At 40.4% G+C, this 23,880-nt stretch carries 21 protein-coding genes; 11 read left to right on the top strand and 10 right to left on the bottom strand.

Features of this window, described 5'->3' with window-relative positions:
• Nucleotides 1-262 precede the first annotated feature (262 nt).
• On the top strand, nt 263-763 hold the full coding sequence (locus ACEQ81_RS15200) for a hypothetical protein (protein WP_411031768.1): 501 nt from the start codon (nt 263-265) through the stop codon (nt 761-763).
• A 31-nt stretch (nt 764-794) separates the two neighbouring features.
• Here ACEQ81_RS15200 and ACEQ81_RS15205 read toward each other — a convergent pair whose 3' ends face one another.
• Nucleotides 795-1,691, bottom strand: coding sequence for a site-specific tyrosine recombinase (locus ACEQ81_RS15205; RefSeq protein ID WP_411031769.1), 897 nt, complete (start codon nt 1,689-1,691; stop codon nt 795-797).
• A 188-nt stretch (nt 1,692-1,879) separates the two neighbouring features.
• On the opposite strand from ACEQ81_RS15205, the gene ACEQ81_RS15210 reads away from it, so the two are divergent.
• From ACEQ81_RS15210 to ACEQ81_RS15220, 3 genes are all read left to right on the top strand, one after another.
• Nucleotides 1,880-2,341, top strand: a complete 462-nt coding sequence (locus ACEQ81_RS15210; RefSeq protein WP_411031770.1) for a hypothetical protein — start codon at nt 1,880-1,882, stop codon at nt 2,339-2,341.
• 78 nt (nt 2,342-2,419) lie between these two features.
• The gene (gene aroQ / locus ACEQ81_RS15215) at nt 2,420-2,833 is read left to right on the top strand and encodes a type II 3-dehydroquinate dehydratase (protein WP_411031771.1); all 414 of its coding nucleotides are present in this window, start codon (nt 2,420-2,422) and stop codon (nt 2,831-2,833) included.
• 93 nt (nt 2,834-2,926) lie between these two features.
• On the top strand, nt 2,927-4,102 hold the full coding sequence (locus ACEQ81_RS15220; RefSeq protein WP_411031772.1) for a PQQ-dependent sugar dehydrogenase: 1,176 nt from the start codon (nt 2,927-2,929) through the stop codon (nt 4,100-4,102).
• Between the two features lie 15 nt (nt 4,103-4,117).
• On the opposite strand, the gene ACEQ81_RS15225 is transcribed toward ACEQ81_RS15220, so the two are convergent.
• The 5 genes from ACEQ81_RS15225 to ACEQ81_RS15245 all read right to left on the bottom strand — a co-directional run bounded on the left by ACEQ81_RS15225 (nt 4,118) and on the right by ACEQ81_RS15245 (nt 7,679).
• Nucleotides 4,118-4,402: a DUF3817 domain-containing protein gene (locus ACEQ81_RS15225; RefSeq protein WP_411031773.1), complete on the bottom strand. Its 285-nt coding sequence runs from the start codon at nt 4,400-4,402 to the stop codon at nt 4,118-4,120.
• Between the two features lie 67 nt (nt 4,403-4,469).
• Complete coding sequence (lpdA, locus tag ACEQ81_RS15230; protein WP_411031774.1) at nt 4,470-5,861, bottom strand: dihydrolipoyl dehydrogenase; 1,392 nt, start codon at nt 5,859-5,861, stop codon at nt 4,470-4,472.
• A gap of 181 nt (nt 5,862-6,042) precedes the next feature.
• Nucleotides 6,043-6,456, bottom strand: a complete 414-nt coding sequence (gene msrB, locus ACEQ81_RS15235) for a peptide-methionine (R)-S-oxide reductase MsrB (protein WP_411031775.1) — start codon at nt 6,454-6,456, stop codon at nt 6,043-6,045.
• The gene (msrB, locus tag ACEQ81_RS15240) at nt 6,443-6,949 is read right to left on the bottom strand and encodes a peptide-methionine (R)-S-oxide reductase MsrB (protein WP_411031776.1); all 507 of its coding nucleotides are present in this window, start codon (nt 6,947-6,949) and stop codon (nt 6,443-6,445) included. Before msrB (ACEQ81_RS15240) ends, msrB (ACEQ81_RS15235) begins: the two co-directional genes overlap by 14 nt.
• Nucleotides 6,950-7,100: 151 nt before the next feature.
• Nucleotides 7,101-7,679, bottom strand: coding sequence for a collagen-like protein (locus ACEQ81_RS15245; protein ID WP_411031777.1), 579 nt, complete (start codon nt 7,677-7,679; stop codon nt 7,101-7,103).
• A 209-nt stretch (nt 7,680-7,888) separates the two neighbouring features.
• On the opposite strand from ACEQ81_RS15245, the gene ACEQ81_RS15250 reads away from it, so the two are divergent.
• The 6 genes from ACEQ81_RS15250 (at nt 7,889) to ACEQ81_RS15275 (ending at nt 18,117) form a co-directional block, all read left to right on the top strand.
• On the top strand, nt 7,889-9,826 hold the full coding sequence (locus ACEQ81_RS15250; RefSeq protein ID WP_411031778.1) for an alpha-1,4-glucan--maltose-1-phosphate maltosyltransferase: 1,938 nt from the start codon (nt 7,889-7,891) through the stop codon (nt 9,824-9,826).
• Between the two features lie 2 nt (nt 9,827-9,828).
• Nucleotides 9,829-11,463, top strand: coding sequence for a trehalose synthase (locus ACEQ81_RS15255; RefSeq protein ID WP_411031779.1), 1,635 nt, complete (start codon nt 9,829-9,831; stop codon nt 11,461-11,463).
• A gap of 12 nt (nt 11,464-11,475) precedes the next feature.
• Nucleotides 11,476-13,371 carry a 1,4-alpha-glucan branching protein GlgB gene (gene glgB, locus ACEQ81_RS15260; RefSeq protein ID WP_411031780.1) on the top strand — a complete coding sequence of 632 codons (1,896 nt, stop codon included), beginning with the start codon at nt 11,476-11,478 and terminating at the stop codon, nt 13,369-13,371.
• 98 nt (nt 13,372-13,469) lie between these two features.
• On the top strand, nt 13,470-15,869 hold the full coding sequence (locus ACEQ81_RS15265; RefSeq protein WP_411031781.1) for a glycoside hydrolase family 31 protein: 2,400 nt from the start codon (nt 13,470-13,472) through the stop codon (nt 15,867-15,869).
• Between the two features lie 36 nt (nt 15,870-15,905).
• Nucleotides 15,906-16,715: a M48 family metallopeptidase gene (locus tag ACEQ81_RS15270; RefSeq protein ID WP_411031782.1), complete on the top strand. Its 810-nt coding sequence runs from the start codon at nt 15,906-15,908 to the stop codon at nt 16,713-16,715.
• Nucleotides 16,716-16,782: 67 nt separating this feature from the next.
• On the top strand, nt 16,783-18,117 hold the full coding sequence (locus tag ACEQ81_RS15275) for an MFS transporter (protein ID WP_411031783.1): 1,335 nt from the start codon (nt 16,783-16,785) through the stop codon (nt 18,115-18,117).
• A gap of 52 nt (nt 18,118-18,169) precedes the next feature.
• On the opposite strand, the gene ACEQ81_RS15280 is transcribed toward ACEQ81_RS15275, so the two are convergent.
• From ACEQ81_RS15280 to ACEQ81_RS15295, 4 genes are read right to left on the bottom strand one after another with little or no spacing between them, the layout of a single operon-like run.
• Complete coding sequence (locus ACEQ81_RS15280) at nt 18,170-18,901, bottom strand: head GIN domain-containing protein (protein WP_411031784.1); 732 nt, start codon at nt 18,899-18,901, stop codon at nt 18,170-18,172.
• 21 nt (nt 18,902-18,922) lie between these two features.
• Nucleotides 18,923-20,014 (bottom strand): hypothetical protein, encoded by a 1,092-nt coding sequence (locus ACEQ81_RS15285; protein WP_411032030.1) that lies wholly within the window; start codon nt 20,012-20,014, stop codon nt 18,923-18,925.
• Nucleotides 19,995-20,555 (bottom strand): hypothetical protein, encoded by a 561-nt coding sequence (locus ACEQ81_RS15290; RefSeq protein WP_411031785.1) that lies wholly within the window; start codon nt 20,553-20,555, stop codon nt 19,995-19,997. The genes ACEQ81_RS15285 and ACEQ81_RS15290 overlap by 20 nt, the downstream gene beginning before the upstream one ends.
• Nucleotides 20,552-21,109 (bottom strand): RNA polymerase sigma factor, encoded by a 558-nt coding sequence (locus ACEQ81_RS15295; RefSeq protein WP_411031786.1) that lies wholly within the window; start codon nt 21,107-21,109, stop codon nt 20,552-20,554. The genes ACEQ81_RS15290 and ACEQ81_RS15295 overlap by 4 nt, the downstream gene beginning before the upstream one ends.
• A gap of 216 nt (nt 21,110-21,325) precedes the next feature.
• On the opposite strand from ACEQ81_RS15295, the gene lon reads away from it, so the two are divergent.
• The gene (gene lon / locus ACEQ81_RS15300) at nt 21,326-23,776 is read left to right on the top strand and encodes an endopeptidase La (protein ID WP_411031787.1); all 2,451 of its coding nucleotides are present in this window, start codon (nt 21,326-21,328) and stop codon (nt 23,774-23,776) included.
• Nucleotides 23,777-23,880 lie beyond the last annotated feature (104 nt).

The raw sequence follows: 23,880 nt of genomic DNA on the forward strand, positions 1-23,880 counted from the left end.
TTATTTTTTTGAAGCGTAAATATATTATTTTATGGTTGACGAAAAACAGCGCAAAGCATATTAAGTGAATTACAACGTTTTCGTAAGTCTATTTTGCAGGATTACAAACGATTAAGAGTTATTTTTGGGGAATAAATTTCTTCGCAATCGCTATTTGCAGCATGGAGCAATTCGTTAAAGTTATTGTAAGCATTTGCCAAAAAGAGGGTCATTAAGTTTGGTTTTTATAGTTTTAAGCAAAGAACCGTCCTAAGTAGTAAACATGACCAAAATTTTATCCCTACTTTGTATCTGTGCAGGACTAACCGCAATACAAGGACAAGAAGTTACCCCCAGTTTTAAAGGTGTAAACAACCAGGATGCTAAAATTACTACTGAGGCATTTTCCTATCCCGTCTTTTTAAATGACGAAATGCATTCCAATTTCGCCGTTATTTATGAGGTAGATACCGGTTTTTTGGTTGAATTACAGGGCTACTATGATACCTATTTGTTAGGTGATGTTTTTAGAGTACCTCTTATTACAAAGTATTATGTAAACGACAAGCTGTATTTCTTTTCGGGCTTTGAGTTTGAGGCCGACTTGGACAAATACGGGCGAAAACCTGCACCGCCCAGACTAAAATTTAAAAATGGGGTGGGTTATGATATCGACAAGAATTTTTCACTAGAGGCCAATCACGATCTTCAGTTTAATAAAACAAATCTGGGCAATTATGCCGCTCCCAAATTATTCTCTTTTAGCGGTAAGTATAAATTTTGATTTTTTATGTGATGCATGGCAAGTGCCATTGCTATTTTCTAGGATGGTATTTCTGCATTACCTCGGCCAAATAAGTACGGTCTAGGTGCATATATACTTCGGTTGTTGTTATGCTCTCATGACCCAACATCTGTTGTATGGCCCTAAGGTCTGCCCCCCCTTCCAAAAGGTGCGTGGCAAAAGAATGACGAAATGTGTGTGGGCTTATATTTTTTTCCAAATGTATGGCTTTGGCCAGTTGTTTAATAATCGTAAAAATCATGGCCCTAGTTAATTGTCTGCCCCGTCGGTTTAGAAAGAGAATGTCTTCAAAGCCCTTTTGAATGGGAAGATGCACCCTAATTTCGTTTTTGTAGATATTGATGTATTTTTTGTTTATGTTTCCGATGGGTACAAAACGTTGTTTGTCCCCTTTTCCGGTCACTTTTATAAAATCCTCTTCGAAAAAAAGGTCCGATATTTTGAGATTGATAAGTTCGGAGACCCTTAATCCGCACCCGTAAAGAGTTTCTAGTATGGCCCTGTTACGTTCCCCTTGCGGTTTGGATAGGTCTATGGCCTTAATTAATGTATCGATTTCGGTCTCGGAGAGTGTATCGGGCAATTTACGTCCAATCTTGGGAGATTCTATAAGGTCCGTAGGATTGTCCTTTCGGTAGTCTTCAAAGACCAAATAGGTAAAAAAACTCTTTAGGCCAGAAATGATGCGGGCTTGCGAGCGAGGGTTAACTACCTTCGCAATTTCGTAAACAAATTGCTGTACAATCTCCTTGGAAATATCAATAGGGCCATTGGATAATGAATTGGATTGCAAAAAAGCGATGAGTTTTTCCACATCCAATATGTAGTTCATCACGGAGTTTTGAGATAACCCACGCTCAATTTTTAAATAATGTTCGTAGTCTTGTATGGCCTCTTTCCAATTCACGATCCAAAGATACTTTAATACGCCCAAACTTTTCGCCAATGCACCTCTGCTAAGCCGTTTTAGATGTTGGTTGGCGATATATAAACATTACAATCGAGGGGGCAAGACATCCTTTTTACCCAAAGATTTCGTATTTACTAGCAAACAGAATAAATTTGACAATCATTTTAACCCTTTAAATTTTACAAATGAGAAAGTTATTAACGCTTACTATCGCTGTTTTGTTATTCGGAATTGTAACGTCTAACGCCCAATCTAACTATACTACAGCTCTAGGGCTTGGAATAGATTTTGGTGACGGACAAACCCTTGTTGGGCCTAGTGTAAAACATTTTTTTACTGAAGAACACGCCGGAATGGGAGAAGTTACCTTTGGGGACAATGTTACTTTCCTAACCATTTTGTACCAGTATCATGGTCAATTCCCAAATGCGAGTGGACTAACATGGTTTGCAGGTGCAGGGCCGTCCATAGCCTTTTTTGATGGCAGTTCGGATTTTTTTCTAAGACCTGTTGTTGGACTGGATTTTAAAATTAGGGATGTACCCTTGGCGTTCTCTTTCGATTGGAGACCTTGGATATTCTTTGGTGATAGCAACGACAGTTTTGAAGCCGCTAGATTTGGTTTGGGAGCTCGATATACTTTTTAAGCATAACTATTTTAATATAAAAGGCGGTAGTTTTCTATCGCCTTTTTTTATGCTCGGTATTTTATTACTTTTAACCCTATGAAAATTATGATTATCAATGGACCCAATCTTAACCTTTTGGGCAAGCGAGAACCGGAGGTTTATGGAAGCAAAACCTTTGAGGACCATCTTTCCCTTATGAAGTCTAAGAACAGCGGGGTGCAGATAGATTATTTTCAATCCAATATTGAAGGGGAAATCATTGATAAGTTACAAGAAACAGGTTTCTCCTATGATGGTATTATACTAAACGCTGCGTCCTATACCCATACATCGGTAGGTATCGGTGACGCGGTAAAGGCCATTGAGACCCCAGTGGTGGAGGTACATATTTCCAATACCCATAAGCGGGAAGACTTTAGACACGTTTCCTATATTTCCTCGGGAGCAAAAGGGGTTATTCTTGGTTTTGGACTTCAAAGCTATGATTTAGCACTCCAAAGTTTTCTGTAGTACCCAGCTTTATTTTGATAAATTTCAGGTTTAACATACTTAATTCGAAGATATTAGCGTTCTCTTTAAAAGAATTCTTAAAGCGCCCTATCTATGAAAAAGTTGATCAAAATTTCCTCGTTGCTCTCGCTGGCCATAATGCTATCGTGCAATTCTGATGATAATAACGGAACAATAAACAATGCCACACCACCTGCTGAAGGAACCCTTGGTATCGTAAATGCCTTTCCAGAGCTTAGGTTCAGCAGACCTGTAGATTTTCAGAGTCCGGCAGATGGTACAAATCGTATTTTTGTTGTGGAACAGCAAGGGACCATCCGAGTTTTTGAAAATACAAATACCGTGTCAGAGTCATCCGTTTTTTTAGATATCCAGGATTTGGTCTCTGACGTTGAGGACGAAATGGGACTTTTGGGTCTAGCTTTTCATCCCGACTATAATTCTAATGGGTTTTTCTATGTATGCTATTCCGCTTCCCGAAGTTTATCCGTAGTCTCGCGCTTTCAGGTGTCGTCGGCAGACGCTGCTATTGGTGACCCTCTCAGTGAGACCGTACTGTTAGAGATTCCACAGCCTTTTACCAATCATAACGGGGGGCAATTGGCATTTGGTCCGGACGGTATGCTCTATATCGCCTCTGGTGATGGCGGTTCTGGTGGGGATCCTCAGGGGAATGCCCAGAATAGGGCCAATCTTTTGGGAGCTGTTTTGCGTATAGATGTTAATAATACAGAAGATGGGCTTAATTATGCCATACCTTCCGATAACCCTTTTACTGGGGATAGTGAGTTTAGGGGAGAAATATTTGCCTATGGGTTACGAAATCCTTGGAGAATAAGTTTTGACACCCAAACAGGTGTACTATGGGCTGGGGACGTAGGGCAGGATAAGTTGGAAGAGATCGATATTATTGAAAGCGGTAATAACTATGGATGGAACATCTTGGAAGGAACCGATTGTTTTCTAGATGCCACTTGCGATCAAAACGGTTTAACGGCTCCCGTGTTCGAATACAATCACGATAATGGAGATGTTTCCATTACTGGTGGTTATGTATATCGGGGCAATGCGCTGCCGCAATTACAAGGACTGTACGTGTATGCAGATTTTGTTACCGGACGCATTTGGGCTCTTACCATAAACCAAAACCCCGTAAATGCACTGCTAGTAAACTCCGGATTAAATATAGCTTCCTTTGGCACCGATCAAGAGAATGAGCTATATATCTGTAGTTTTGACGGATCTATCTATAAATTTGAAGAAATTTAAATGCCCTGCATCAAATTACAAAGCAACCTTACCCAGATATTTTTGATCTACATAGAAAGTTCCAAAGGGCAGTAGGGAAGCGATGAAAAAAATAACGAACCTTCGTAGCCCCCATTTTTTTTCATAGCAAAAGACCGCGGCTAGCACCACAAAGGCAATAAAAAGGAATCCGTGTGCATAGCCAATATAGATATTAGGCTCTGGGATTTGGGCCAGATATTTTAAAGGCATACCAAGGCCAAAAAGTAACAGGTAAGATATTCCTTCCAAGATTGCCATGAGTCTAAATGTTACCAGCATATTTTAGGTTTTAGGATAAGCTCTTGGTTTGGTGATCGGAAAGACCCGATCACCAATCAATTACTTTTTAAAGATGAATAACTTCATCATAGGCATCTGCAACAGCCTCCATTACGGCTTCACTCATTGTAGGATGCGGGTGAACGGCTTTTAAGACCTCGTGGCCCGTGGTTTCCAATTTTCTGGCTACAACCGCTTCCGCTATCATATCGGTAACTCCGGCGCCTATCATATGACAACCAAGCCATTCGCCATACTTGGCATCAAAAATCACTTTTACAAAGCCATCGGAATTACCAGATGCTTTAGCTTTTCCACTGGCGGAAAACGGAAATTTCCCCACTTTTATTTCCAATCCTTTTTCTCTGGCCTGCTTTTCCGTAAGTCCTACAGAGGCCACTTCTGGCATACAATACGTACAACCTGGAATATTGCCGTAATCCAATGGTTCCACATGCATTCCTGCAATTTTTTCCACACAAAGTATACCTTCCGCGGAAGCAACGTGTGCAAGTGCCTGCCCAGGTGTTACATCGCCAATGGCATAGTAACCGGGGATATTCGTTTGGTAGTAATCGTTTACCACAATTTTATCGCGATCTGTAGCGATTCCTACTTCTTCCAAGCCAATATTTTCAATGTTGGTCTTAATACCTACCGCGGATAATACAATATCGGCCTCCAAGACCTCCTCGCCCTTGGCATTCTTTATAGTGGCCTTTACGCCATCGCCAGAGGTATCTACTTTGGTAACTTCTGTAGAGGTTTTAATTTTTACACCTGCTTTTTTAAAGCTACGTTCCAACTGCTTGGATACATCTTCATCTTCTACCGGAACAATAGTGGGTAAAAATTCTACTACGGTAACTTCGGTTCCCATGGCATTGTAGAAATAGGCAAATTCTATACCTATGGCACCGCTACCAACAACGATCATCTTTTTAGGTTGTTTTTTAAGAGACATGGCCTCTCTATAACCAATAACCTTTTTCCCATCTTGTGGAAGGCTAGGGAGTTCCCTACTGCGGGCACCCGTAGCTATAATAATATGCGAAGCGGAGTATTCCGATTCTTTTCCGTCGGCGTCCTTAACACTAACTTTTTTACCGGGCTTAAGAGTTCCAAAACCATTAAGTACCTCGATTTTATTTTTTTTCATCAAAAATTGAACACCTTTGCTCATACCATCGGCAACACCTCTACTGCGCTTTACCACAGCATCAAAATCCTTGTCCACGCCATCTGCCTTTAGACCATAATCACCGGCATGTTGAAGGTATTCGAATACTTGGGCGGATTTCAACAAAGCCTTGGTGGGTATACATCCCCAATTTAAACAAACACCACCCAAACTTTCTTTCTCTATAATGGCTGTTTTTAACCCTAATTGTGACGCCCTGATGGCCGTTACGTAGCCCCCTGGGCCACTACCTAAAACAATAACATCGAAGTTGCTCATGTATATAATTCTTTAAGTCCAATTTTGAATTTGCAAAGTTACGAAACCAAAATGAAAGCCCCTAGTGCAATGGAGAATTAGCCGTGAGCAATTAGTAGTTGGCGGTGAGCTGTTAAGAATGATCAATCAACGATAAACCATGTGGAAATAAGCCATAGGTCATCAGCGATGCTTGGAAAGCTTATGTTGTTTCCGAATCAAAATCGATACTGGCAGAGTTTATACAGTATCGTTGCCCTGTGGTTTCTTTTGGACCATCATCGAACACATGTCCCAGATGTCCTCCACAATTGGCACATATGGTTTCTGTACGGATCATTCCAAAAGAAGTATCCCTAATGTATTCTATAGCACCTTCAACGGCTTGGTCAAAGGAGGGCCAACCACATCCGCTTTCAAACTTATGTTCACTCTCAAACAGTTTTGCATGGCAAGCCTTACAGTGGTAGTCCCCATTTTCAAAATGCAGGTTATAAGCTCCGGTATGGGCACGTTCGGTACCTTTGTTTCTAAGAATTCTATATTCCTCTTCCGAAAGTTGATCTTTCCATTCCGATTCCGTCTTCTCAACGGCATATTTTTTATTTGTTTCCATCGGCAATAAATTTTAAGGCAGCGCCATTGATACAATGTCTTTCCCCCGTGGTATTCCGTGGCCCATCTTTAAAAACATGCCCCAAGTGGCCACCACAGGTGGCACAATGCTCTTCCGTTCTTGCATACCCAATTTTATGATCTGTACTAAAGGCAACGTTTCCATCAATTTCGCGATCAAAACTTGGCCAACCTGTGCCAGAATCAAACTTGTGATCACTTCTAAAAAGTTCTGTACCGCAGCCTGCACATACATACACGCCACTTTCCTTGTTGTTCAGTAGTTCACTGGTAAAGGCATTTTCCGTGCCCGCCCTGCGAAGAATATAGTATTGCATATCGGAAAGTTCCTTCCGCCATTGGTCATCCGTTTTGCTTACAGCAAAGGTTTTCTCCTGTTTTTTCTGCGCTTCCATGGCCACTTCCTTTTCTTGCGATATACCCTTACAACCGCTTATTAGAATACAAAGGGCAATAACTATTTTATTTATCATAATACAACACTTCTATTTTTTGTTTTAGACGCAATGATCGTGGCTACCTTTCAAATTTACTCTAATTTTTAATGATCATATATGGCCTTTTCAACTAAAAAACCCCACGACATCTGGGAAGTGGGGTTTTTATCTAACAACTAAGCATAAACTAGTTCACTGAAATATGTTTTATATCTTTTTCGGCCATACCAAGACTTTGGAGTACGGCACCTAAATTGGATTTATCAATTTTTGCCTGGGTTGCAAAATCCGAAGGAAGGATAACAATTCTAAAGATTTGGTCTTGTACAAACTCCGCATCAAGATTGGTAAGGTCGAAATTACCGTCGATCAGAATTTCAACATCCAATAAAGTATGTGCCGCGGTATATTGTATGGTGCCTCCAGGAAGGAAAAAACTTTGCGGAATTAGGCTCCAGGCATCAGCAGTACCGCCATCGTTAAACTCTACCGTACCATCAAACCTATATACCAGTACTGCATCTTGAGCCAAGACCTCAAAATTGGTAAAATCTTCAAAGGCTATTATGGTACTGTATAGATTATTGGCAGCAATAAAATCGAAGTTCACGTTTTCTACCTCGATAACTTGTCCTTGGATACCGTCTTGGCCGTCTAATCCATCCAACCCGTTAAGGCCATCAAAGCCAGGAGGGCCTTCGGGGCCATCGCAAGAAATAATAAACAGCGTTAAAAATGCGCCGAGCGCCATTGTCATTTTTTTCATAATGTTAAAGATTTATCGTTCGATTGTATGAAGATCGACAAAGGTTTTTTCCTGAGGACGATCATTTTGAATTCTACTAAACAAAAAGCATTCCAAAAATGATTGCGGAATAACTTCTTTCAAAAAACGATTCTAAAATTAATGGGTAGACGCTCATCGGTTTCTACATAATTTTGCTATTTTTAACAATAACCGATCAAACTAGAATTATGCTGAGACAACAAAGGGTGGTTATAGAGAATGTAACTCCACAGCTCCATGGGGGAGCTTTTTTTATCAAAAGAGTAGTGGGGGAAATGGTAACCGTATTTGCGGATGTACTTCCCGATGGCCATGATATAATACAGGCAGAGATACGGGTTAAACACCAATCGGATAAAAAATATCGGGAAATCCGTATGTTAGATCTTGGAAACGATGTGTACACGGGTTCTTTTCTAGTAGAAAAACAAGGGTATTACAGTTATGAAATTCGTGGGTGGGTAGATTATGCATTAAACTGGCAACATGGCATAGAAGCCAAATTAAAGGATGGGCAACATGTAAAGAGCGAGCTCTTGGATGGGGTGCAATATTTAGAGCAGATAGCTAAAAAGGCTTCTGGCAAGGAAAAACCATATCTTAAGGAATTGTCGCAACTGTTTCAGGATGAAGGCGCCTACCAAGACGCTATAGCGCAGGCGGTTTCGGAGAAACTTCACCACCTATTTCTAACCTATCCGGAACGGGTATTGGTGAATACCAGTGCGGCTTTGCAAGTCTATGTAGATCGGAAGAAGGCCGCTTACAGCACATGGTACGAGTTTTTCCCAAGATCTGCCGCTGAAGAAGAAGGGCAACACGGTACTTTTAATGATTGCATAACCCTCTTGCCACGAATTGCGGAGATGGGTTTTGATACCCTTTATTTTCCTCCGGTGCATCCTATTGGCGAGGTAAATAGAAAAGGAAAAAACAATACTACCAACGCGGAAAAAGGAGATAGCGGAGTGCCTTGGGGTATTGGATCCAAATTTGGGGGGCATAAATCCATCCATCCTGAACTGGGTACGGAAAAAGATTTTGAAAAGCTGATACAAAAAGCTGGGGATTTGGATATAGAAATTGCCATGGATCTGGCTTTTCAGGCAGCACCAGATCATCCATACATTACCTCTAACCCAGAATGGTTTCGAAAAAGACCGGATGGTACCATGCAGTATGCCGAAAATCCACCCAAAAAATACCAAGATATCGTTAACTTCTATTTTGAGACCAAAAAATACAAGGAACTTTGGGAAGAATTATTGAGTATAGCCATGTATTGGGTAAATAAGGGTATACGAATATTTAGGGTAGATAACCCACATACCAAGCCTTATTATTTTTGGCATTGGCTGATCGCGGAGGTAAAAAAGAAACATCCGGATGTGCTCTTTTTGGCCGAAGCTTTCTCTAGGCCCAAAGTAATGCAGCAATTGGCTAAACAAGGGTTTTCACAATCGTACACCTATTTTACATGGCGAGTAAGAAAACATGAGTTAATAGAGTATATGACAGAACTTACCCAAACAGATATGCGCGAGTATTATAGACCCAATTTTTGGCCAAATACTCCGGATATAAACCCATATCACTTGCAAGGAGCCAATGAGGCCATGCATCTTATACGCTATGCACTTGCTGCCACAATGAGCGGAAATATAGGGATATATGGTCCTGTTTTTGAATATATGGTGTCCGCGGCTATGCCCGGGAAAGAAGAATATCTAAATTCGGAGAAATATGAGGTAAGACATTGGGATTGGACCATGGAAAACATTGTTACCCGGGTAATTACCAAGATCAACCAAGCACGTAAAGAACACGAATCCCTGCAGCAGACCAATAATATTCGGTTTTGTCATATGGAGAACGAACAGCTTTTGGCCTTTTACAAATGGAACGACGATAAGAGCGACGAGACCCTTATGATCATTAGTTTGGATCCACATTATGCACAGCAAGGAACCGTACAGTTGCCTTTGCAGGATTTAGGAATACATAACGGACATTCTCTTAATCTACAAGATGTTATAACAGACAATGGTTATATTTGGAATCAGGAGTGGAATTTTGTAGAGTTACATCCGGCCTTACCATTTCATATATTCCATTTAAAAAAATAGCAATGGCAAAGAAAAAGCAAGAATCCATAGTGCAGCCTCCCTATGCCTTTGATGTGCCTTGGGAGGAGCTGTTGGAAGATAAGTCCTTCATCAAAGTTTTTCTATCGGATGTTCTGGAAAACTATGTACTGAAACAACGTTGGTATGGAGGCAAGGCCAGCAAACTTAAATATATAGAACTACAAGAGTATTTTAGGATTCAGCAGAAGGATGAGGTATACTATGGGCTGTTGTTGGAGGTAAACTTTGAGGAGGCCTTTTACCAGCATTACTTTTTGCCTATCGCCTTCGTTTCCGACGAAAGTTTTGCCATGAAGGACCGCATCTTGCCATTGAGCATTAAAGGACAAGAAGGGTTTATTATAGACGCCGTTAATCTAGAGGCTTTTAGAAAACTTGTTTTTGAGCGCATCGTACATGCAGAACCCAATGATACCACCCGGGTAAGCTATCACAAAAGCACGGATTTTTCGGAAACCGCCTATGTTTCTTCACGTTTTATGGGTTTGGAGCAAAGCAATACCTCCATAATTATTAACGATACCTCGGTGATCAAATTCTTCCGTAGAATTTATGCCAATAAAAATCCGGATTATGAAATGAGCCAATTTCTATCCGAGAGAAAAGGATATAAGAATACGCCCTCCTATCAGGGTAGTCTAAGTATAACCGACTCCGAGAATGTGAATATTACCATTGCCCTAATGCAAGAATTGGTGCCCAATCAGGGAGATGCCTGGGACTATATGCTAAAGGAGCTTCACAAAGTTTTTGGTAATCTGGAATACAAAAAAATCAATGTAAACAATTTGCCAAAGACCGAAATGTTCCAACGACTTGCCATCAAGGACGTTCCCCCGGAAATTATTGATTGGGTAGGGCTTAGCATTTTTTTAAAGCTTCAGGCATTGGCCAAAAGAACCGCCGAGATGCACGTAGCCCTCGGTGATGAGTTTGAGGATACTTCCTTTACACCCACACATTTTAACGGTGACTATGAGGTATGGCTAAAAAATAGGTTACTGTACCAGTTTCAAAATAGACTGAATACAGTAGAAAACAATTTACATCGTTTAGAGGGTCTTGCATCGGATCTTGCCAACGAATTTTTGGAACGTAAGAACGAAATTAGAAAGCGTTTTGTAAATTTTGATTGGACAAAATTGAAAGGTGAACGTATACGGGTACATGGCGACTATCATCTAGGGCAAGTATTGGTGAAGGACGACGATTTTTACCTGCTCGATTTTGAAGGTGAGCCCGAAAGTACCATTCGGGACAGAAAGGTAAAACAACCCCCATTAAAAGATGTTGCCGGTATGTTTAGGTCTTTCCACTACGCCATATATGCAACCATTTTCAGCAATGGTAAGGATTACCCATATGCCCAGGAAGATTTGTTCAAGGCCGGTGAAATTCTGTACAGATATTTCATAGGGGTATTTTTAGGCACTTACGTAGACCTTATCCAAGAAAACAACTTAAATATTGGTTATAGCCAAGAGCGAATTTTTATCTTAGAGTATTGTATGCTAGAAAAAGCAGTATATGAGCTAGGTTACGAAATGAATTCTAGACCAATGTGGGCCGTTATTCCACTGGAAGGCATCATGAGCATTATAAATGAAAGCAACTAACAAACCAAAAACATGGGCAAAGTAATCCCTCACAGTTTATTTTCCGATTTCGATATCAACCTGTTCAAATCTGGCAAACATTTTAGGTTGTACGAAAAATTAGGATCCCATATGATCGAACTAAACGGCGAAAAAGGCACTTATTTTGCTGTTTGGGCACCCACTGCCAAATCGGTATCGGTGATCGGTGATTTTAATTTTTGGTTAGAGGGCGATCATAAGCTAAATGTACGCTGGGACGAAAGTGGCATCTGGGAAGGATTTATTCCTGGTGTGGACAAGGGTACCAAATACAAATACAAAATACATTCGCATAATAACGATATAAAAACGGAGAAGGCAGATCCTTTTGCACGGTATTGCGAGCACCCACCAAATACTGCATCCCTGGTATGGGACGATAATTACAAATGGAAAGATAAAAAATGGATGGGCTACCGGGAGGAAAAAAACGGTTTGGATAGGCCGTATTCGGTATATGAAGTACATCTGGGTTCCTGGAAGCGGAAGAATGACAATGAGTTTATGTCCTATGTGGATTTGGCCGAGGATTTGGTACGCTACGTAAAGGAAATGAATTTTACACATGTAGAGTTTATGCCCATTATGGAATACCCTTATGACCCATCATGGGGATACCAACTTACGGGCTATTTTGCGCCGACGTCTCGGTTTGGAAAGCCAGAGGATTTTAAGTTATTGGTAGATAAATTACATCAAAACGATATTGGGGTAATATTAGACTGGGTACCCTCACATTTTCCGGAAGACGCCCATGGTCTGGGCTTTTTTGATGGTTCTAATTTGTACGAACACCCAGATCGGCGTAAAGGCTATCACCCAGATTGGAAGAGCCTGATCTTCAATTATGGAAGGAACGAAGTGCGGGCGTTTCTAGTGAGTAACGCCATCTTTTGGTTAGATCATTTCCATGCAGACGCCCTAAGGGTAGATGCCGTGGCCTCCATGCTGTATTTGGATTATTCCCGGGAGGAAGGAGAGTGGGAACCCAATATGTTTGGGGGTAGAGAGAATCTGGAATCAATTTCCTTCATAAAAGAACTTAATGAAGAGGTGTATAAAAGTTTTACCGGTGTACAGACCATTGCGGAGGAATCTACTTCATTTTCAATGGTATCTAGACCTGTAAATATAGGGGGTCTCGGTTTTGGAATGAAATGGATGATGGGATGGATGCACGATACGCTAGAGTATTTTAAAAAAGAGCCTATCTATAGAAGACACCATCAAAACGATCTCACTTTTAGCATGACGTACACTTTCACCGAAAACTTTATGCTTCCCTTTTCACATGATGAGGTGGTCTACGGTAAACAATCCCTGTTGTATAGAATGCCGGGAGATGAATGGCAAAGGTTTGCCAACCTAAGATTACTATTTGGTTATATGTTTACGCATCCAGGCACCAACTTATTGTTTATGGGGGCAGAATTTGGACAATCTTCCGAATGGAATTTTGAACAAAGTTTGGATTGGCACTTGTTGCAATATGATTTTCATGCCGGAATTCAACAGTTGATAAAGGACCTGAACAGGCTTTATCAGGATTATCCGGCACTGTACGAAAAACAATTTAGCACCGAAGGTTTCCAATGGATAGACTACGGAGATTCCGAGAATTCTGTATTGACCTATATCCGAAAAGGGCACGATGCCGTTAACGATATCATAGTGGCCTGTAACTTTACACCGGTACCTAGGGAAAAGTATAGAGTAGGTATTCCCAAAACAGGCAAACTAAAAGAAATTTTCAACAGTGATCATGCAAAATACGGAGGTAGCGGTATGACAAATACTACAATTAAAACCACCAATACACCGTGGCATGGGCACAAAAAATCCGTTGAAATAACCATACCGCCACTAGGAGTGGTTATTATGCAATAATATGGGTCAACTATAACGTTATAGTTTATAAATGGTGGTAATATCTTTTTATATTTCGGCCATAAAGTCTTTTTTTTGTTGGTCTAAAATAATCTTCTATGATTACCAATACCGAACTGGAATACAAAGGAAATCTATATCCAGATAACATAATAGATTTTCAAAAAGATACCGACAAACTCTACTTTACTACTTCTAATGGTGTAATTCTTCAGATTACGGTAATTAGGGATAGCGCCATTAGATTTAGGTATGCTACAGAACATGTATTTGAGCCCGATTTTTCCTATGCTATAAGCGAAGGAGCAAGCGTCGGGTATAATCATTTGGAGGTTGCAGAAACCAAATCTGAATATCTGATTGAAACTTCCAAGCTAAAAGTCTTGGTAGATAAGAAAACCTTACGGACCCAAATATCCGATCTAGAAGGAAATATTATTAACGAGGACGAGCTGGGATTCCACTGGGAAGAAAATTATGAATACGGTGGTAATACGGTAAAAATGAGTAAGATAACCCAATCTGCCGAGAGTTTTTACGGCATGGGGGATAAGGCCACCCATTCTAACTTAAAAGGAAAACGAGTAGATAATTGGGCAACAGACCAATATGCCTTTGGCAAAGACCAAGAGCCATTGTATAAAGCCATCCCTTTCTATGTAGGGTTGCATGGGGGAAATGCCTACGGTATTTTCTTTGATAATACCTTTAGGAGTTATTTTGATTTTTCGCACGAACGTAGGAACACTACAAGTTTTTGGGCCGATGGCGGAGAGATGAACTACTATTTTTTCTATGGGCCAAAAATGTCGGGCGTTGTAAAGGCATATACCGATCTAACCGGTACTCCAGAATTGCCACCGCTTTGGACACTGGGTTTTCATCAATCTAAATGGAGCTATTATCCAGAAAGTAGGGTAAAGGAAGTTGCCAGTACTTTTAGAAAGCTGAAGATACCTTGCGATGGTATTTATCTAGATATAGATTATATGGAAGGGTTTCGTTGTTTCACTTGGAACAAAAACTATTTTCCAGACCCAAAACGTATGGTTAAGGAATTACATGATGATGGATTTAAGACCGTAGCGATCATTGACCCAGGTATTAAAGTAGATAAAGATTATTGGGTGTACCAAGAGGCCAAGGACAATGACTATTTCTGTAAACGAGGAGATGGCCCTTATATGAGGGGTAAGGTATGGCCCGGGGAGTGTAACTTTCCAGATTTTACCAATCCGGAAGTGCGCGAATGGTGGGCAGGCCTATACAAAGAACTAATAGCCGAAATAGGCGTAAAGGGGGTTTGGAACGATATGAACGAACCCGCTGTTATGGAAGTTCCTACGAAGACCTTTCCTCTAGATGTTAGACACGACTATGACGGACATCCATGCAGTCATAGAAAGGCCCATAATATCTATGGTACCCAAATGGCCCGGGCTACCTATGAAGGGGTAAAAAAATATGTATATCCAAAACGCCCTTTTGTAATAACCAGATCGGCATATTCAGGAGCGCAGCGTTACACCTCTACTTGGACAGGGGATAACGTAGCAACTTGGGAACACTTATGGATTGCCAATGTACAGGCGCAACGCCTTTGCATGAGCGGTATGTCTTTTGTAGGGTCGGATATAGGAGGTTTTGCGGAACAACCCAATGGCGAACTTTTTGCAAGATGGATTCAATTAGGGGTGTTCCATCCCTTCTGTAGAGTACATTCCAGTGGCGATCATGGAGATCAGGAACCTTGGTCCTTTGACAAGGAAGTAACCGATATCGTAAGAAAATTTATTGAACTTAGGTATCAGTTACTGCCCTATCTGTACACCGCGTTCTGGAAATACATTTCGGAAGGAGTACCTATGTTACAGTCCATGGTATATTATGATCAGGAAGATACGCAGACCCATTTTAGAACCGATGAATTCATTTGCGGGGAAAAAATTCTAGTATGCCCGGTACAAGAACCCAATGCCCAGGGAAGACGAATGTACGTTCCCAAAGGAAAATGGTATAATTATTGGAATGAAGAAGTTGTAGAAGGCGGAAAAGAACGATGGGTTGTAGCGGATATAGACAAAATTCCGTTATTTATCAAAGAAGGAGCCATGATACCCAAATACCCCGTACAGCAATACGTGGGGGAAAAAGAGGTGAAAGAACTTATTTTGGATGTTTATTTTAAACTTGGAACCGAGAATTCCACAGTTTATGAAGACGGACAAGACGGATATGACTATAAAAAAGGAAGGTATAGCCTTAGGAACTTTAAACTGATCGGTAAGAAAAATGAGCTGATCATACAGCAATTTAAAAATGGAAGTTTTATTACGCCATACAGTACTTTTGAGTTAAAATTCCATGGATTGCCCTTTAAAATTGACAGTATAGAGCTCGACAATGAAACGGTAACCTTTAAAGATGTTAAGTTGAACGGGAACAATACTTTGGTAATTGGGAAGGATTTTACCGAACTGCATATTATAGGTAAGTAATATTTTTATAATTTGCGAATATTAAACACTGACATTATGAAAAAAATAATTTTAATACTAGCAGTCTTTATGGTCGTTATGGCCTGTAAGACAAATCCATTTACAGGGAAGAGCACCTTAAATTTTTACCCTAATAGCCAAATATTTCCAATGGCCTTTGCCCAGTACAATCAGTTCCTTGGAGAGAACAAGGTAGTTAAAGGTACTTCGGATGCACAGATGATCACCAAAGTAGGGCAACGTATTTCCTCAGCTTCGGAAAGATGGTTGGCTTCAAACGGATACCCTGCATATTTAAAGGATTATAAGTGGGAATATAATTTGGTAAATGATGAAACTGTCAATGCTTGGTGTATGCCGGGTGGCAAAATTGTGTTTTATACAGGAATACTTCCCATCACACAAACAGAGACCGGCGTTGCCGTAGTAATGGGGCACGAGGTTGCCCATGCCTTGGCAGACCATGGGGCGCAACGTATGAGCGCTGGCATGTTGCAGCAACTGGGAGCCGTTGCCGGAAACGTAGCTATAAAGGACCCACAAAAAAGAAATACCTTTAACCAAGCTTATGGATTAGGTTCTACAGTGGGTGTCATGCTCCCCTTTAGCAGAAGTCACGAGACGGAAGCCGATAGGATAGGACTTCAGATCATGGCCATTGCGGGGTACAATCCGGATGAGGCGGCAGAACTTTGGAAAAGAATGAAGGCCAAAAGTGGCGGACAGGCACCTCCCGAGTTTATGAGTACACACCCTTCCAACGATACCAGAATTGCAAATCTTACCCAATGGGCACCATTGGCAAAACAGGAAGCTGCAAAATTTGGGGTTACAACCTTTAAATAGTATAAAATCCTAGGTAATAATTGTATATTAGAAGCTGTTCCTAAAAGAACAGCTTTTATTTTTAGGTATGACCAAAGCACTTGCAATAAAAGGCAGTAAAAAACTATTGAACGCTTGGGCGTTTTATGATTGGGCCAATTCGGTATATAGTCTGGTAATAGCCTCTGCCATTTTTCCTATTTTTTATGGAGCGCTCTTCCGAGTTTCCAATGTGGAAAAGGTAATGGTATTTGGCGGCGAGATTGCCAGAGCCCCTTTAATAAGTTATGTAACCTCTATAGCCTTTCTTTTTATAGCGATCATTACACCTTTACTCTCAGGGATTGCCGATTATTTGGGGAACAAAAAAGTGTTCATGAAATTTTTCTGCTATTTGGGTGGACTTTCATGTATAGGACTATATTGGTTTTCCCTGGAACACATTTATTTTAGTCTTATCTGCTATTTTTTTGGCCTTGTGGGCTTTTGGGTAAGTTTTGCAATAAACAACTCGTATTTACCCGATATTGCCTTTCCAGAACAGCAAGACGGTATTAGTGCCAAAGGATTTTCCCTAGGTTATATAGGGAGTGTTATTTTATTGCTCTTTAATCTGGCCATGGTAATGCAACCAGCTTTCTTTGGTATTGAAAGTGATGCTGGTGAAGCGGCAGAAATAAAGGCAATGAAATATTCCTTTGTTTCCGTAGGTATTTGGTGGATTTTGTTCAGTCAATATACCTTTTTTCATTTGCCCCAGGGTTTTAAAAAAGAAGGTGCTCGCCATCATATTGTTCTAAATGGTTTCAAAGAGTTAAAAAAAGTATGGCTGCAATTGGGAGGTCAAATTAAATTAAAAAGATACTTAGGGGCGTTTTTTGTTTACAGTATGGCCGTACAAACGGTTATGCTGATAGCCACTTATTTTGGTGAAGAGGAAATACAATGGGGTTCGGATAGCGAACGTACCACTGGCCTCATTATCAGTATATTGGTAATTCAACTTGTGGCCATTTTTGGAGCTACCATGACCGCCAGGGCTTCCAAGCGTTTTGGAAACATTAAGACGCTAATAGTAATCAATGCATTGTGGGTACTCATCTGCGTTTATGCATATTTTTTGGTTACCCCCAACGATTTCTATATTGCTGCAGGATGTGTTGGAATTGTAATGGGAGGTATCCAGGCCCTTTCAAGATCTACCTATTCCAAATATATTCCACCAACTACGGATACCGCTTCCTTCTTTAGTTTTTATGATGTGGCAGAAAAGATAGGTATTGTACTAGGTACCTTTATGTACGGTTTTGTAGCACAATTTACGGGCAGTATGCGCAATGCCACTATTTTTCTGGGACTGTTTTTTATAATCGGAGGGTTTTTGTTGACTAGGGTCAACAAAGGGCAGAAAGTGCGAAACTAAAAAAGCCCCAATTTCTTGGAGCTTTCTATTAATTCTTAATTTTATCGGTAAGCTATCCTTTGGAAATATCACCAGACCCGGAGGTTTTGCTGTCTACTTTTTTCGGATTTCCCCTATAACTAATATCTCCAGAACCAGAAACTCTGGCTTTTAGGGATTGATTTGCGGTAACCCTAATGTCAGCAGAACCCGATACCTGGGCATTAACAAACTCGGATTCTAGGTCATAAGCCTTAATATCGCCCGATCCTGACACCTGTACGTCAAAATCGTTGGTCTTGCCCATAAGATTGATATCCCCTGAGCCCGACATACTTGCGGAAACTGATTTGGCCGCTATTTCCAGACTTATATCCCCGGAACCAGATATGTTGGTATGAAAATTATCGGCCTTAAGTACAGTTTTACCAACAATGTCCCCCGACCCCGATAAGGTAACCGAATTTACCGTCTCTACAGGTACGGTAATCACAATGGCTTTGTCCTTGTTCCATGAAGAAGGTCTTAGGTTAACTCCTTTTTCTACTTTTACCACCAGTTTGCCATTTTTTACTTCGGTTTTTATGTACTCCAAGAGGTTTTCTTCACCTGTCAGGGTTATTTCACCTTCGTTACCGGCTATCAGATCAACGTCGAACCAGCCCGATACGGCAACGGCATCGTAATCGCCCGTGGACCTTTCTATGGTCACCACATTTCCATTTCCTTTTACTCTTTTCCCCCATTGTGCGTTACATGGGATGGCAAGCAGAATAATAAAACTAAGTGTAACTAATTTTTTCATGATTGTTTTCGTTTGATGATTTTAATTTTTGTAAAATGATACTCCTCCGTAATCACAGGTAATAGAAACGGTGTTTCCACTATTTTCCTTTCCGTAATAGCCCTTATAATAACGTTCGTGAGATTTTTCTTTGCTAATGTTGATTTCAAAATCACCTTTACCATCTACCCCTGCATAGTCGGTGGTGATCTCAAAGTTAAAATAATATTGGGCGTTGTAACCTATTTTTATCCCGGTATAATCGGTACGTAAATCTATATCTCCGGCATCTTCTGCCATTTCTCCAATCTTTATGGAACCGTAATCCGCACTAATGTCAACATTTCCATGGATGGTTCCCAATCTAACATTAATATAGTCTCCGTTGCCCTCTATATTATTGGCTTCCCCGATTTCCAAATTTCCATAATCGCTAGAATACTGTAGATTTTCCATTTTCTCAACGGTGGCATCGGTATAATCTGCACTAATGACCAGATCGCCAGCCTTTTCTATGGTAAACCCAGAGTAATCCGCTGATATTTTACCACTGTTAATGTACCCTATGTTAGATTTTGAGGTATAATCAAAGCTAAGCTGATTATTTCTTCCTCGTAACTCCCCAATTTCCAATCTTCCGTAATCGCAACTTATTTTGGCATGGCCATCAATCCTATCCAGATAAATGTTACCATAGTCATTGCTAAGGTGTACGCTGTTCTTAACGGGTACCTTAACGGTATAATTTATCTGCATGTTAACATTGTTGTTACGGCCCCAGTTCCAACCCCAGCTGCTTTTGCTCCTGTTAAAAATGGTGCGGGCAGATACCATGCTACTGTTGGCCTCGAAGTCTACCGTAATCTGATCTAACTTTCGCTGTACCTTTTCCTCGTTGTTACCGTTGGTCTTAATATGTACTTCTATAACCACCCTATTTTCATTCCAAGACGTAACATTAAGGTTTCCGTAGCTATTGCTTAGTTTTAAGAGGGCATCTGCATTTACGGTATACTCTTTCTTAATGGTCTTCTCTTTGGTATGCCGCCCTTTTAGTTTCCCGTCATTGGCCAGAACCACCGCAGGAAAGATCAGGAGCATCGTTGTTATATATTTAAATAGTAATATTTTCATCATTATAGTTTTTTAAAGTTTTAATTTGATCAACTTGGTTAAGAACATCTTGCAAAAGATCTATTCTGGTCTGGAAATTGGTAATCATTGCACTTAAAATCAGTTTACTATTTCCACCATTAAGTAAGTCTTGTTCCAATCTTGTGTAATTGGTTTCGAGTTTTTTGAGCTGTACCATAGTGTCCTCAATTATTTTTTTTGTTTCGGGGGTACTTTCGCTCTCCAGTAGCTTTACCTGCTCTTCTATAAGGCTGGCAAAGTAATACTGCGTTTGCGATACCTCCGGCGAAATTTCCGCAACTTGTTCATCCTTTGTGGGTTCCAAATTGTAGATTCCAATACCTACACTAAAAAGTATGGCTATGGAGGCTGCAATGGAAAGGGGTTTCCACCAAGAATTTCTTTTTTTGATGGTACTTGCCATGTCCTTGGAGTCTTCCAGCTTTGTTAGAAACCTATGCTGGTGCCCTGCTGCTGGTTCTTCCAGATCAAACGAACCTTGTAAGTCGTTAAATAGATCTTCTAATTTTCCTTTTTTCATGAATAAGTATTTATCATTTTTTTTCTCAAACTCTCCTTTGCCCGTGAAATTGTAGTCCTACAATTCGCATAACTCATATTCATAATGGCTCCTATTTCTTCGTAATCATAGCCTTCTATCAAATGTAAGGTCAAAGAAACTCTGTAATTGTCCTTTAATTGTTTCATGGTCTCCAGCACCTTTTGAGCCTTTAGTTCTGTAAACACATGATCCGAAGCAACCCCATCGTTATCTTCGACCTTGTACATTATATCATCCAGGGGTGTTTCATTTTTTTTCTGCAACTTCCTGTAATGATAAATACTGTTATTGATAACAATACGTTTCAACCATGACCCGAAGGTAACCTCTCCCTTAAATGTATGCAGCTTCGTAAACGCGTTCAAGAACGATTCTTGCATAATATCCTCGGCTTCGGCACTGTCCTTTACAATCCGTAAAGCTGTGTTGTACATAGCTTTATAATAGCGGTTGTATATTTCCAATTGTGCACTTTGTTTTCCTTCCAAACACAATTGCAAAAGCGTGTCAGTATGTTCAATTTTTTGGCTCAAAAAGTAATTGGTTTGTCTTAGAGATAGCTTATTTAAGCAAATGTTACAGTTTTTTTAGGAATTTTTCCATTTGTTGGCACAAGAATTGACCAAATACTATAAAAAAAGCAACTGCATTTGGTAAAACACCATACACACAGGGCTTTGATGCAAAATATAAATTTATAAAAGGTGAAGATTTCTGTTGTTTAATGACAGAATGACCGAAATAAGACTATGGGAGATTCTAAATTTTCAAATTTTGACAATATGTCCTTACAGGGAATTGATGAGGATTCGGAGTTAATTCCGTTAATGACCCCGGAGGACGAGGAAGAAATGAATCGGGAAAACTTGCCCGAAACCATTCCGATATTGCCATTGAGGAATACGGTATTGTTTCCTGGGGTAGTAATTCCGATTACCGCCGGGCGAGACAAATCCATAAAATTAATAAAGGACGCCAATAATGGCTCTAAGGTAATAGGGGTGGTCTCCCAAAAAGACGAAGAGACTGAAAACCCTGGGATAAAGGATATCAATACGTTGGGTACCGTTGCAAGAATATTGAGGGTGCTTCAAATGCCAGATGGCAACACTACCGTTATTATCCAAGGGAAAAAACGTTTCGAAATTGCAGAGGTCCTTACCCAAAAACCTTATATGACAGCTACCATCCGAGAAACGGGGGAAGATAGGCCAGATAAGGAAGATAAGGAGTTTTTGGCCATAATAGATTCTATTAAGGAGTTGGCATTGCAAATTATTAAAGACAATCCCAACATCCCCAGCGAGGCTAGCTTTGCCATTAAAAATATACAGAGCAACTCTTTCTTAATAAACTTTGTGTCTTCTAACCTTAATTTGGATGTAAAGGAGAAACAAGAACTCCTAGAAATTGGTGATTTACAACAAAGAGCCTTGGCCACACTTAAATACATGAATGTTGAGCTCCAAAAACTGGAATTGAAAAACGATATTCAGTCCAAGGTAAGGAGCGATATGGACCAACAGCAACGCGAGTATTTCCTGCATCAACAAATGAAAACGATCCAAGAAGAGTTGGGCGGGGTATCGTACGACGAAGAATTGGACGATATGCGTGTAAAGGCGAAAAAGAAAAAATGGAACAAAAACGTTGCTGAGCATTTCAATAAGGAATTGGCCAAAATGCAACGGATGAACCCCCAAGTAGCGGAATATTCCATTCAAAGGAACTATTTGGACCTGTTTTTGGACCTTCCATGGAACGAATTTTCCAAGGACAAATTTGATCTAAAAAGAGCGCAAAAAATATTGGATAGGGATCATTATGGACTGGAAGATGTAAAGCGAAGAATTGTGGAATATTTGGCAGTACTTAAGCTTAGAAATGATATGAAATCTCCCATTCTATGTTTATATGGCCCTCCTGGTGTGGGTAAAACATCTTTAGGGAAATCCGTGGCAGAGGCCTTAGGGAGGCAATATGTGCGTATGTCCCTAGGCGGATTACGCGATGAGGCCGAGATAAGGGGCCACCGAAAAACATATATTGGAGCCATGCCAGGAAGAATAGTACAAAGTATTAAAAAAGCCGGTAAATCCAATCCCGTCTTTATTTTGGACGAAATAGATAAACTTTCCAATAGCCATCAAGGAGATCCGTCATCGGCCATGTTGGAGGTACTGGATCCGGAACAAAATTCGGAGTTTCATGATAATTTTTTGGAAATGGGCTACGACCTGTCCAAAGTAATGTTCATTGCAACAGCAAACAACCTTTCTACCATTCAGCCGGCACTTTTGGATAGAATGGAGATTATTCATGTAACGGGTTATACCATTGAGGAAAAAGTAGAGATTGCCAAAAGACATTTGCTTCCAAAACAATTAAAGGAGCATGGAATGTCTTCTACGGACCTTAAAATTGGAAAACCTCAATTTGAGAAAATTGTGGAAGGGTATACCAGGGAGTCCGGGGTGAGATCACTAGAAAAACAGGTTGCAAAAATGGTACGTAATGCAGCGAAGTCCATCGCCATTGAGGAATCCTATAATGTAAAAGTTACCAACGAAGATGTAGAAAAAGTATTGGGTCCTGCACGCTTGGAAAGGGATAAATACGAGAATAACGATGTGGCAGGTGTAGTAACCGGACTGGCCTGGACCAGGGTTGGTGGGGATATTCTGTTCATAGAATCCATCCTGTCCAAAGGAAAAGGCACTTTGAGTATTACCGGAAATTTGGGCAAGGTTATGAAGGAATCCGCTACCATTGCCATGGAATACATAAAATCTAACGCGGATACCTTTGGCTTAAACCCAGAAGTTTTTGAAACCTACAACGTACATATACATGTGCCCGAAGGCGCCACCCCCAAAGACGGACCAAGTGCCGGTATAACTATGCTTACCTCTCTTGTTTCCTTATTTACACAAAGAAAGGTGAAAAAGAGTTTAGCCATGACCGGTGAGATTACCCTTAGAGGTAAAGTGTTACCCGTTGGCGGAATAAAGGAAAAGATTTTGGCCGCTAAACGGGCCAGAATCAAAGAGATAATTCTTAGCGAAGAAAACAGAAAGGATATCCTTGAAATTAAAGAAGCCTATCTTAAAGGGTTAACCTTTCATTATGTGAGTGATATGAGCGAGGTCATTGATATAGCCGTTACGGCTCAGAAGGTGAAAAATGCAAAAAAGCTTTAATCGGTATTGCCTAAGATTAAACCCTTCACCTTTTGGATGTATAGATTGATACAAATGCACAATCCTCAACTTGTTTTTTTATGCTAGGGATTCTAGTTATTTTT

This window comes from Spongiimicrobium sp. 3-5, assembly GCF_046557915.1.
Lineage (GTDB): Bacteria > Bacteroidota > Bacteroidia > Flavobacteriales > Flavobacteriaceae > JBHEBG01.

What these genes read in the sequence shown, in the direction of transcription:
- glgB (WP_411031780.1), top strand. Translation starts at nt 11,476, where the DNA reads ATGGGCAAAGTAATCCCTCACAGTTTATTTTCCGATTTCGATATCAAC.
- ACEQ81_RS15270 (WP_411031782.1), top strand. Translation starts at nt 15,906, where the DNA reads ATGAAAAAAATAATTTTAATACTAGCAGTCTTTATGGTCGTTATGGCC.
- ACEQ81_RS15280 (WP_411031784.1), bottom strand. Translation starts at nt 18,901, where the DNA reads ATGAAAAAATTAGTTACACTTAGTTTTATTATTCTGCTTGCCATCCCA.
- ACEQ81_RS15210 (WP_411031770.1), top strand. Translation starts at nt 1,880, where the DNA reads ATGAGAAAGTTATTAACGCTTACTATCGCTGTTTTGTTATTCGGAATT.
- ACEQ81_RS15220 (WP_411031772.1), top strand. Translation starts at nt 2,927, where the DNA reads ATGAAAAAGTTGATCAAAATTTCCTCGTTGCTCTCGCTGGCCATAATG.
- lon (WP_411031787.1), top strand. Translation starts at nt 21,326, where the DNA reads ATGGGAGATTCTAAATTTTCAAATTTTGACAATATGTCCTTACAGGGA.
- aroQ (WP_411031771.1), top strand. Translation starts at nt 2,420, where the DNA reads ATGAAAATTATGATTATCAATGGACCCAATCTTAACCTTTTGGGCAAG.
- ACEQ81_RS15265 (WP_411031781.1), top strand. Translation starts at nt 13,470, where the DNA reads ATGATTACCAATACCGAACTGGAATACAAAGGAAATCTATATCCAGAT.
- ACEQ81_RS15255 (WP_411031779.1), top strand. Translation starts at nt 9,829, where the DNA reads ATGGCAAAGAAAAAGCAAGAATCCATAGTGCAGCCTCCCTATGCCTTT.
- lpdA (WP_411031774.1), bottom strand. Translation starts at nt 5,861, where the DNA reads ATGAGCAACTTCGATGTTATTGTTTTAGGTAGTGGCCCAGGGGGCTAC.
- ACEQ81_RS15285 (WP_411032030.1), bottom strand. Translation starts at nt 20,014, where the DNA reads ATGAAAATATTACTATTTAAATATATAACAACGATGCTCCTGATCTTT.
- msrB (WP_411031776.1), bottom strand. Translation starts at nt 6,949, where the DNA reads ATGATAAATAAAATAGTTATTGCCCTTTGTATTCTAATAAGCGGTTGT.
- ACEQ81_RS15200 (WP_411031768.1), top strand. Translation starts at nt 263, where the DNA reads ATGACCAAAATTTTATCCCTACTTTGTATCTGTGCAGGACTAACCGCA.
- msrB (WP_411031775.1), bottom strand. Translation starts at nt 6,456, where the DNA reads ATGGAAACAAATAAAAAATATGCCGTTGAGAAGACGGAATCGGAATGG.
- ACEQ81_RS15245 (WP_411031777.1), bottom strand. Translation starts at nt 7,679, where the DNA reads ATGAAAAAAATGACAATGGCGCTCGGCGCATTTTTAACGCTGTTTATT.
- ACEQ81_RS15250 (WP_411031778.1), top strand. Translation starts at nt 7,889, where the DNA reads ATGCTGAGACAACAAAGGGTGGTTATAGAGAATGTAACTCCACAGCTC.
- ACEQ81_RS15275 (WP_411031783.1), top strand. Translation starts at nt 16,783, where the DNA reads ATGACCAAAGCACTTGCAATAAAAGGCAGTAAAAAACTATTGAACGCT.
- ACEQ81_RS15290 (WP_411031785.1), bottom strand. Translation starts at nt 20,555, where the DNA reads ATGAAAAAAGGAAAATTAGAAGATCTATTTAACGACTTACAAGGTTCG.
- ACEQ81_RS15225 (WP_411031773.1), bottom strand. Translation starts at nt 4,402, where the DNA reads ATGCTGGTAACATTTAGACTCATGGCAATCTTGGAAGGAATATCTTAC.